At 74.4% G+C, this 9,510-nt stretch carries 10 protein-coding genes; 8 read left to right on the top strand and 2 right to left on the bottom strand.

Annotated elements, in window-relative coordinates; translation table 11 throughout:
• From ACWJ6R_RS22815 to ACWJ6R_RS22795, 5 genes are all read left to right on the top strand, one after another.
• On the top strand, window positions 1-786 hold a 786-nt coding region (locus ACWJ6R_RS22815), incomplete at its 5' end, for an FtsK/SpoIIIE domain-containing protein (RefSeq protein WP_449064183.1).
• Complete coding sequence (gene eccCb, locus ACWJ6R_RS22810; protein ID WP_449064184.1) at window positions 672-1,694, top strand: type VII secretion protein EccCb; 1,023 nt, start codon at window positions 672-674, stop codon at window positions 1,692-1,694. The genes ACWJ6R_RS22815 and eccCb, both read left to right, overlap by 115 nt.
• Window positions 1,695-1,831: 137 nt before the next feature.
• A complete protein-coding gene (locus tag ACWJ6R_RS22805; protein WP_449064182.1) occupies window positions 1,832-2,131 on the top strand; it encodes a hypothetical protein in 300 nt (99 codons plus the stop codon).
• The gene (locus tag ACWJ6R_RS22800; RefSeq protein ID WP_449064181.1) at window positions 2,128-3,237 is read left to right on the top strand and encodes a WXG100 family type VII secretion target; all 1,110 of its coding nucleotides are present in this window, start codon (window positions 2,128-2,130) and stop codon (window positions 3,235-3,237) included. The genes ACWJ6R_RS22805 and ACWJ6R_RS22800 overlap by 4 nt, the downstream gene beginning before the upstream one ends.
• A gap of 154 nt (window positions 3,238-3,391) precedes the next feature.
• Window positions 3,392-4,033: an MBL fold metallo-hydrolase gene (locus ACWJ6R_RS22795; RefSeq protein WP_449064180.1), complete on the top strand. Its 642-nt coding sequence runs from the start codon at window positions 3,392-3,394 to the stop codon at window positions 4,031-4,033.
• A 52-nt stretch (window positions 4,034-4,085) separates the two neighbouring features.
• Here ACWJ6R_RS22795 and mnmA read toward each other — a convergent pair whose 3' ends face one another.
• Entirely contained in the window at window positions 4,086-5,162 is a 1,077-nt protein-coding gene (mnmA, locus tag ACWJ6R_RS22790; protein WP_449064179.1) for a tRNA 2-thiouridine(34) synthase MnmA, read from the bottom strand.
• A 60-nt stretch (window positions 5,163-5,222) separates the two neighbouring features.
• On the opposite strand from mnmA, the gene ACWJ6R_RS22785 reads away from it, so the two are divergent.
• On the top strand, window positions 5,223-6,269 hold the full coding sequence (locus ACWJ6R_RS22785) for a DUF695 domain-containing protein (protein WP_449064178.1): 1,047 nt from the start codon (window positions 5,223-5,225) through the stop codon (window positions 6,267-6,269).
• Window positions 6,270-6,450: 181 nt separating this feature from the next.
• Window positions 6,451-7,602 carry a methyltransferase domain-containing protein gene (locus tag ACWJ6R_RS22780; RefSeq protein WP_449064177.1) on the top strand — a complete coding sequence of 384 codons (1,152 nt, stop codon included), beginning with the start codon at window positions 6,451-6,453 and terminating at the stop codon, window positions 7,600-7,602.
• Between the two features lie 78 nt (window positions 7,603-7,680).
• Here ACWJ6R_RS22780 and ACWJ6R_RS22775 read toward each other — a convergent pair whose 3' ends face one another.
• Window positions 7,681-8,844, bottom strand: a complete 1,164-nt coding sequence (locus tag ACWJ6R_RS22775; protein WP_449064176.1) for a cysteine desulfurase family protein — start codon at window positions 8,842-8,844, stop codon at window positions 7,681-7,683.
• 111 nt (window positions 8,845-8,955) lie between these two features.
• Here ACWJ6R_RS22775 and ACWJ6R_RS22770 point away from each other — a divergent pair, with 111 nt between their 5' ends.
• Window positions 8,956-9,462 (top strand): TetR/AcrR family transcriptional regulator, encoded by a 507-nt coding sequence (locus ACWJ6R_RS22770; RefSeq protein ID WP_449064175.1) that lies wholly within the window; start codon window positions 8,956-8,958, stop codon window positions 9,460-9,462.
• The last annotated feature ends 48 nt before the right edge of the window (window positions 9,463-9,510 follow it).

The raw sequence follows: 9,510 nt of genomic DNA, 5'->3' as shown, positions 1-9,510 counted from the left end.
TCTGGCTCGCCCCCGCTGGGCGAGCCCCCCACCCTCGCCGACCTGCTCCCGCCGCTGTCCGTCACGCCGCAGCTCGGCCTCAGCACGGCCGACTGGGCCGGCCGGGGCCGGCTGCACGCCGTCGCGGGCATCGTCGACAAGCCGTTCGAGCAGCGCAGCGATCCGTTCTGGCTGGACCTGTCGGGCGCGGCCGGCCACGTCGGCGTCGCCGGCGGGACGCAGAGCGGCAAGAGCACGGTGCTGCGCACCCTCATCACCGGCATGGCGCTCACCCACACGCCGCGCGAGGTCCAGTTCTACTGCCTGGACTTCGGCGGCGGCTCACTCGCCTCGCTGGAGGCCCTGCCGCACGTCGGCGGGATCGCCACCCGGCTGGACGCCGACCGCGTGCGCCGTACGGTGGCCGAGATCGCCGCCCTCCTGCAGCGGCGCGAGCGGGACTTCGCCGAGCAGGGCATCGAGTCGATCGCCGCCTACCGGCGGCAGCTCGCCGACGGCACGATCCCCGGCGACGGCTGGGGCGACGTCTTCCTGGTGGTCGACGGCTGGCTGACCGTCCGGCAGGAGTTCGAGACGCTCGAACCCGTCATCACCGACCTGGCCGCGCGCGCCTCGGCTACGGCATCCACGTGGTGGCCGCCACCAACAAGTGGTCGGAGTTCCGCCCCGGCATCCGCGACCTGTTCGGCACCCGGGTCGAGCTCAAGCTCGGTGACGCCTACGAGTCGGAGGTCAACCGCAAGGCGTCGCTGGCCGTGCCCGAAGGCGTGCCGGGCCGCGGCCTGACCAAGGAGGGCCTGCACTTCCTGTCGGCGGTCCCCCGGATCGACGGCGTCCGCAGCGCCGAGGACCTGCCGGCCGGGGTGCGCGGGCTCGTCCACGCGGTCAGGGACGCCTGGCAGGGCCCCGCGGCCCCGGGGGTGCGGTTGCTGCCGGCGGTGCTGCCCGCCGAGACGCTGCCGGGAGCCGAGCAGACCGGGAACCGGATCCCCATCGGCATCGACGAGGCCGCCCTCTCCCCCGTCCTGGTGGACTTCGACACCGATCCGCACTTCATCGTGGTGGGCGACACCGAGAGCGGCAAGTCCAACCTGCTCCGGCTCGTCACCGAGGGCCTGGTCGCCCGGCGCACGCCGCAGGAGGCCATGATGATCGTGATCGACTACCGGCGGTCGCTGCTGGACTCCGCCGCCACCGAGCACCGCATCGGCTACGCCGCCTCCGGCGCGGCCGCGCTCGAGTTGATCAACGACGCGCGCGGCGCCCTGCTCAAGCGGCTGCCCCCGGCGAACCTCACCGCCGAGGAGCTGCGGGCCAGGAGCTGGTGGCAGGGCTCGGACCTGTACATCGTGGTCGAGGACTACGACCTGGTGGCGACCTCGTCCAACCCGCTGCTGCCCCTGGTCGACCTGATCCCGCAGGCCCGCGACATCGGGCTCCACCTGGTCATGTCGCGGGCGATGGGCGGCGTGGGCCGGGCGATGTTCGACCCGGTCATCCAGCGGATCAAGGACATGGCGACCCCCGCCGTCATCCTGTCCGGCAATAAGGACGAGGGCACCCTGTTCGGCAACGTGCGCCCGCACCCGCTCCCGCCCGGCCGGGGCTACCACACCGACCGGCGGCACGGCGCCCGCCTGGTGCAGACGGCGCTCCTGGCTCCCCAGCCGCCGCCCGGGACCGAGGCCGGGTAGATTCCCGACGTCCGGTGCGTCACCCGTCATCGGGTGACACGCCGGGCATCGGATGAAGAATGACCTCTTCCCGGAAGATCCATCTCCACTATGCTCGACCGGGTCCGACTCCGTAGCGGCCGGAAGGAGACAGCCTGATGGCGGGTGTCGATCTCCACTACGAGGCGCTCGAACGGTGCCGCACCGCGGCCAGGACCCTGGCGGGGAAGTTCGCCGACCTCGGCGCCGGATATCCCGCCAAGGGGACCGACTCGTCCGTCTTCGGGAAGTTCGCCGACTCCTCGGCGCTGGCCACCGCCGTCGACGAGGTCGAGACCGCGGTCGACGGCGAGCTCGGGCACGTCACGAGCAGGCTGAAGGGCGTCGAGCGCGCGCTGGACCTCGTGCAGGACAACGTCCGCGGCGCGAACCGGGTCGGCGGGGCGGCGGAAGCGTGAGCCTCAGGGACGAGGTCGCCAGGCTGCCGGGCGGCGCCGAGCTCTCCGAACTTGCGGGCAAGGTCGACGGCGACCCGGCCGCCGTCCGCGCCGTCGCCGCCCGCTGGCGGAGCGCGGCGGGCAAGGTGAGCGAGTACACCGGCGGCCTCGGCGGCGCGGTCGCCGAGGTGGACGCCGCCTGGAGGGGCGAATCCGCCGACGCCTTCGCCGCTTACATGCGCCGGTACGGCCGCGCCGGCGACGCCCTGCACGACGCGCTGACCGACTGCGCGAGCGCCCTCGACACGGCGGCCGGGGCCCTGGAGGGCGCCGAGAGCAGGGTCGGCTCCATCATGGGCACGCTCCTGGCCGACGTGGCCGCCCACCGCGAGAGGAACCCCGGCAGGACCGACAAGGACCTGGAGCCGGGCATCAGGTCGCTGGTCGGCCAGGCCCTCTCGGACGCCCGCCCGCACGTCGAGGCCGCCGGCAAGGCCGTGACCGCGGCGAAGAACGCGGTCACGAAGCACCTGGCCGGGCGGCCCGCGACCTTCGCCGGCATCGCGGCGCCGGGCGACGAGCGGTTCGTGCCCGCGCCGGGCCGTACCGTCGACTGGGAGCGGACCGCGGGCTACCGGCCGCAGGGCGGGACCGGGAACGGCGGGAACGGCGGCGGAGGGAACGGTGGCGGGGGGAACGGCCAGGGCGGCGGCTTCGGCGGTTACGGGCCGAGCGGCCCGCCCCCGCCCGGCGGGGGACCCGCCCCGACCGGACAGGTCAAGGAGTGGATCGAGCAGGCCGTCGAGATCCTCAAGGCCCAGGGGTACCCCGCCGAGAAGATGAACCCCAGCGACATCTGGATGATCATCCAGCACGAGTCCGGCGGGAACCCGCACGCGATCAACAACTGGGACTCCAACGCGGCGGCGGGCATCCCGTCCAAGGGGCTGATGCAGACCATCGACCCGACCTTCGACCGCTGGTCGCTCCCCGGCCACAAGGACATCTACGCCCCGGTGGACAACATCATCGCCGGTGTCCGGTACGCCATCGAGCGCTACGGGTCGGTCTCCGCGGTGCCCGGAGTCGTCGGCACGAAGAACGGCACCGGCTACGTCGGCTACTGATCCCGGACCGGCCGTGCCGACACCGGCGTTCTGCGGGCTCCCCGCCCCGGACCGGCCCTATCGGCCGCCGATCCCGGCACCGCCGTTCGCGGGCTCCCCGCCCCGGGCCGCCGGGCTCCCCCGCTCCCTGACCACCGCTCTATAAGGTGTGACGATGAAGCTCACGAAGTTCGGACATGCGTGTGTGCGCCTGGAGAAGGACGGTTCGGCGCTGGTGATCGACCCGGGGTCCTTCAGCGAGGAGTCCGCGCTCGACGGCGCCCGGGCCGTGCTCATCACCCACGAGCACTTCGACCACGTCGAGCCCGAGCGGCTGCGCCGGGCCGCCGAGGCCGACCCGTCCCTGGAGATCTGGACCTGCGAGGGCGTGGCCGCCGCGCTGGCCGACGTCCCGGCCGAGATCCACGTCGTGCGGGACGGCGACGCGTTCGGCGCGGCCGGGTTCCAGGTGAGGGTCGTCGGCGAGTGGCACGCGCCGAACCATCCCGACCAGCCGATCGTGCAGAACGTCGGCTTCCTGGTGGACGAGGAGGTCTTCTATCCCGGTGACGCGCTCACCCCGCCGGGCGTCGAGGTGCCCACGCTGCTGGCGCCGACCAACGCGCCGTGGCTGAAGGGCTCGGAACTGATCGCCTACCTGCGCGAGGTCCGCCCCGCCCGGGCCTTCTCCACCCATGACGGACTGCTCAACGAGATCGGCCTGGGCCTCGTCGACCGGTGGCTGGCGATGGAGTCGGAGAAGCAGCAGGCCGACATGCGCCGTCTCAAGCCCGGCGAGTCGGTCACCCTGCCGTAGGCGGCGCCGCGCGGAGCCCCGCCGGCCCGGCCGTGACGGCGACCGGCGCCGGTCAGGCCGCCGACGCGATGGTGGCCGAGCCGATCACGGTGTCCCCGAGGTAGAGCACCGCCGCCTGGCCCGCCGCCACCCCCGTCGCCGGGGCGTCCAGCTCGAGGCGGAGCCGCTCCCCGTCGCCGGAGACCTGCGCGCGGCAGCCGTACACCTCGCCGTGCGCGCGGAGCTGGACGATGCAGTCCAGCGGCTCGCGGGGAGCGTCCACCGGGCCGTTCCAGACCGGGCGGACGGCCTCGATGGTCTTGACCTCCAGGGACGAGCGCGGGCCGACCGTGACCGTGTTGGAGACCGGTTCGATGGACAGCACGTAGCGCGGCCTGCCGTCGGCGGCCGGGCGGTCGATGCGCAGGCCCTTGCGCTGGCCGACGGTGAAGCCGTAGGCGCCCTCGTGGCTGCCCACGACCTCACCCGACTCGTCCACGATCGGGCCCTCGGCCGCGCCGAGGCGGTCGGCCAGGAAGCCCCGGGTGTCGCCGTCGGCGATGAAGCAGATGTCGTGGCTGTCGGGCTTGTCGGCCACCATGAGCCCGCGGCGCGCGGCCTCGGCGCGGACCTCGGCCTTGGTCGAGTCGCCGAGCGGGAAGATCGCGTGGCCGAGCTGCTCGCGGGTGAGCACGCCGAGCACGTAGGACTGGTCCTTGCCCTCGTCGGGGCTGCGGTGCAGCACGCCGTCGACGATCCGGGCGTGGTGCCCGGTGGCCACGGCGTCGAAGCCCAGGGCGAGGGCCCGGTCGAGCACCGCCTCGAATTTGATCTTCTCGTTGCAGCGCAGGCACGGGTTGGGCGTGCGGCCGGCGGCGTACTCGCTGACGAAGTCCTCGACCACGTCCCGGTGGAACCGCTCGGCCATGTCCCAGATGTAGAAGGGGATGCCGATCACGTCGGCGGCCCGGCGGGCGTCGCGCGAGTCCTCGATCGTGCAGCACCCCCGGGCGCCGGTCCGGTAGGACTGCGGGTTGGCCGAGAGCGCCAGGTGCACGCCCGTGACGTCGTGGCCCGCCTCGGCGATGCGAGCGGCGGCCACGGCTGAGTCGACGCCGCCCGACATGGCGGCAAGCACACGGAGAGCCATAACCCTCCTGAGCCTACCCGCGTTGGCAGGTGCCCCGTCGTGCTGGGAGAATCCGGGACCATGCGACTTTTCGGCCGCAAGAGCGAGCCCTCCGGCGAATCCGCCGACGGCATCGCCGGGTTCTGGACGTGGTGGGCGGACGCGCGACCGGAACTGGACGCGATGGTCGTCGCCGGGGAGGCCGACCGGCTGGCCGAGTGGATCACACCCGCGGTGCGGCTGGTCCATCCCTCCCTGGTGTGGGAGATCGCCCCCGGTCCGGTCGCCGACCAGGCCCTGGTGGTCACCGCCGCCGGAGACCCCGAGCTGCGTCCCGTCGCGCACCGCTGGGCCGCCGCCGCGCCGCCCGCCGACGCGCGGTGGGAGTTCCACCCGTCCCGGCAGGCCAACCCGGAGGCCATGACCCTCACCCTCGACGTGGCGGGTCACGGGTTCGGGCTGGGCGGGCTCGTCCTCGGGCTGCGGGCCCCGCTCGGCGCCCCCCGCGTCGACGTGGTCGCCCACCATCCGGTCTTCGACCTCGTGGACGAGGAGACCCGGACCGAGGCGGCGCTGCTCGCCCTGGACTGGCTGCTCGGCGAGGACGACGTGGCCCGCTGGGTCGGCGACGTCTCCGCCTCCCGGTTCCCGCCGATCGACGCCGTGCCCGCCGTCCACCTGCCCGCGGTGGTGGCCGACCTGGCCTCCGGCTTCCGGGAGGAGCAGTGGGCGCTGCTGGAGGGCGAGACCGCCGGCGGCGCCCGGCTGATCGCCACCGCCCGCTACCCGCTCCGCCCGGTCGACCACCCGCTGTTCGACCAGCACATCGCGATCACCCTGCCCTACCTGCACCGCGACGCCGACGGCCTGCCCACCGGGCCCTCCCTGGACGCGCTGCGCGACTTCGAGGAGCGCCTGGCCGGGCGGATCAGCCGTCTGAACGGCACCGCCGTGCTGGCTGTGCACACCAGCGCCGAGGGCCAGCGGGTGCTGCACGTCTACGCCGATCCGGCGGGCGACGCCGCCGTCCACGCCAAGGAGCTCGTGGTGAGCTGGGAGGAGGGCCGGCCCCGGGTGGACGTCGTCACCGACCCCGGCTGGATCGCCGTCTCCCCGTTCCTGAGCTGAGCCCTCCCGCACCCGCACCGGTGGACCCGGCGTCCTCCGGGCCCGCCACTGGAGCGGCCGGACGCGGAACGGCCGGACGCCTGGCCGAATCCGTACCGCGTTATGCGCATTCCTGCATACCGCCGCGCGCCCGTACCGGAAATCCTGGTGGGACACCGTCGTCCACCAGGAAGGATCGGCCATGACCGCGCCGGACACCGACCTCTCCCCGCAGCCGGGGACCGACCGCGGGGAGCTGCTCGCCGAGCGGCTCTTCGACGGCGCCGTCGGCGCCCTGGAGCTCTTCTCGGTCTATCTCGGCACCGAGCTCGGCCTCTACCGGGCCCTCGAACGGCACGGCCCGCTCACCCCGGCCGGACTGGCCGGGCGGGCCGGGATCGCGCCGCGCTACGCGCGCGAGTGGCTGGAGCAGCAGGCCGTCGCCGGACTGCTGGAGGCCGGCGGCAAGGACTCCGCCGACGAGGAGCCCGGCGGCGAGGAGTCCGCCGACGAGCGCCGCTACCGCCTGGACCCGGCGCACGCCCGGGTGCTGCTGCACGCCGACGATCCCGCGCACGTCGCGCCGTTCGCCCACCTCCTCGCCGGGATCGGCGGCGTCCTGCCCCGGGTGGCCGAGGCCTACCGCACCGGCGAGGGGGTGCCCTACGAGGCGTACGGCAGGGCGTTCCGGCACGGCCAGGGGCACATCAACCGGCCGGCCTTCACCCACGAGCTGCCCACCGCCTGGCTGGCCGCCCTGCCCGACGTGGTCGCGCGGCTGGAGGCGGATCCGGGGGCGGGCCCACGGCCGCGCGTCGCCGATGTGGGGTGCGGCCAGGGGTGGGCGGTCCTCGCGCTCGCCCGCGCCTTCCCGCACGCCCTGGTGGAGGGCGTCGACTTGGACGAGGCCTCGATCGCCGACGCGCGCGACCAGGCGGAACGGGCCGGGCTCGGCGACCGCGTCCGCCTGACGTGCGGCGACGCGGCCTCGATGGCCTCCTCGGGCCCCTACGACCTGGTGCTCGTCCTGGAGGCGCTGCACGACTTCGCCCGGCCGGTGGAGGCGCTGCGGGCCGTCCGCGCCGCCCTGGCCCCCGGCGGCGCGGTGCTCGTCGCCGACGAGCGGGTGGCCGACCGGTTCACCGCGCCCGGCGACCCGGTCGAGCGGATGATGTACGGCTGGAGCGTCACGCACTGCCTGCCCACCCAGCTGGTCGAGCGGCCCTCGGCGGCCACCGGAACGGTGCTGCGCGCCGATGTCCTGCGCGGGTACGCGGCCGAGGCCGGTTTCCGGCGGTGCACCGTGCTCCCGGTCGACAACGACTTCCTCCGCCTGTACCGGCTCGACGGTTGAACCAGCCCGCCCGGCGCGGTCACCGACCCGCCCGGCGCGCACGGAACCACTCCCGGCGCGCACGGGACCACGAGCGGGTCAGGTCAGGCCGGCGCGGCGGGCGCGCTCCACGACCGTGCCGATGACGTCGGCGACGCGGTCGACGTCGGCCCCGGTCGAGGTGTGGCCGAGGGAGAAGCGCAGCGAGCCCCGGGCCCTGACCCCGTCCGCGCCCATGGCGAGCAGCACGTGGGAGGGCTGGGCGACCCCGGCCGAGCAGGCGGAGCCGGTGGAGCACTCCACGCCCTTGGCGTCCAGCAGCATGAGCAGGGCGTCGCCCTCGCAGCCGGGGAAGGAGAAGTGCGCGTTGCCGGGCAGGCGGTTCACCGGGTCCCCGTTGAGGATCACGTCGGGGACGGCCTGCCGTACGCGGCGGATGAGGTCGTCGCGGAGCTCCGTCAGCCGGGCGGCGGTCTCGGCCCGGTGGGCGACCGCGGCCCGCACGGCCGCCGCGAACCCGGCGATCGCCGGGGCGTCGAGGGTGCCCGAGCGCACGTCGCGCTCCTGCCCGCCGCCGTGCAGCACCGGCACCGGCTCGACCCCCCGGGCCAGCAGCAGCGCGCCGACGCCCATCGGGCCGCCGATCTTGTGCCCCGAGAGCGTCAGCGCGTCCACCCCGGAGTCGGCGAAGACCACCGGGAGCTGGCCGACGGCCTGGACCGCGTCCGTGTGGAACGGGATGCCGTGGTCCCGGGCGATCGCGGCGAGCACCCGGACGGGCTGGACGGTGCCGACCTCGTTGTTGGCCCACATCACGCTCACCAGGGCGACGTCGTCCGGATCGCGCTCGATGGCCTCGCGGAGCGTCTGCGGGTGCACCCGGCCGAACTCGTCGACGTCGAGCGGTTCGACAACGGCGCCCTGGTGGTCGGCCAGCCAGTGCGCGGGATCGAGCGCGGCGTGGTGCTCGACCGCGCTGATCAGGATGCGGGTCGCCCCGGCGGCCCGCCGCGACCAGTAGAGGCCCTTGATCGCCAGGTTGTCGGCCTCGGTGCCCCCCGCGGTGAAGACGACCTCGCTGGGCCGGGCGCCGAGCGCGTCCGCGATGGACTCGCGCGCCTCCTCCACCACCCGGCGGACGCGGCGGCCCGCCGCGTGCAGCGAGGAGGCGTTGCCCACCTGGCCGAGCCGGGCGGTCATCGCCTCGATCGCCTCGGGAAGCATCGGCGTGGTCGCCGCATGGTCGAGATAGGCGGACTCCACAGCCGCACTCCCCTCCGCAACTCTCTTTCAGCCCTCCAAGCGTATCCGCGACCGTGTAGGCCGGTTCCCCCGAGCTTGCCGCTGTACCGTCCGGACGGTACAGTGCTCGCCATGAGACGTGAGGAACTGCTGGACGCGGCCGAGGGCCTGCTGTCCGACCAGGGTTCCTCGGCGCTCACCCTGGCGGCCGTCGCCGAGCGGGCCGGCTGCAGCAAGGGCGGCCTGCTCTACCACTTCGCCACCAAGGAAGCCCTGATCAAGGGCATGGTCGAGCGGCTCATCGAGGAGTTCGACGAGCTCGTCGCCGCCCAGGGCCACGACACCTACACCAAGAACTACCTGGCCGCCACGTTCGCCGCCGTCCAGAGCGGCAGGCTGCGCCGCTGGGCGGTGGTCACCGGGGCCTCCGGCAACCTCTACCTCCTCACTCCGCTGCGCGAGGCGATGGCCCGCTGGCACCGCGAGGGGCTGGAGGGCGAGCCCGACCCGGTGGCGTCGCGGATCGTGCGCCTGGCCTGCGAGGGCGTGTGGGACGTGACCAGCCACGATCCCGGACTCTACGACGAGCGGCACTACGCCGAGCTGAAACGGCGGCTGCTGGACCTGCTCGGCGGCTGACCCCGTCCGGCCCCGCCGGCCCCGGCCGTCCCGGCCTCCGCCGGCCCG

The organism is Planomonospora algeriensis (assembly GCF_977012225.1).
This window is presented reverse-complemented; position numbering and strand designations above follow the sequence as displayed.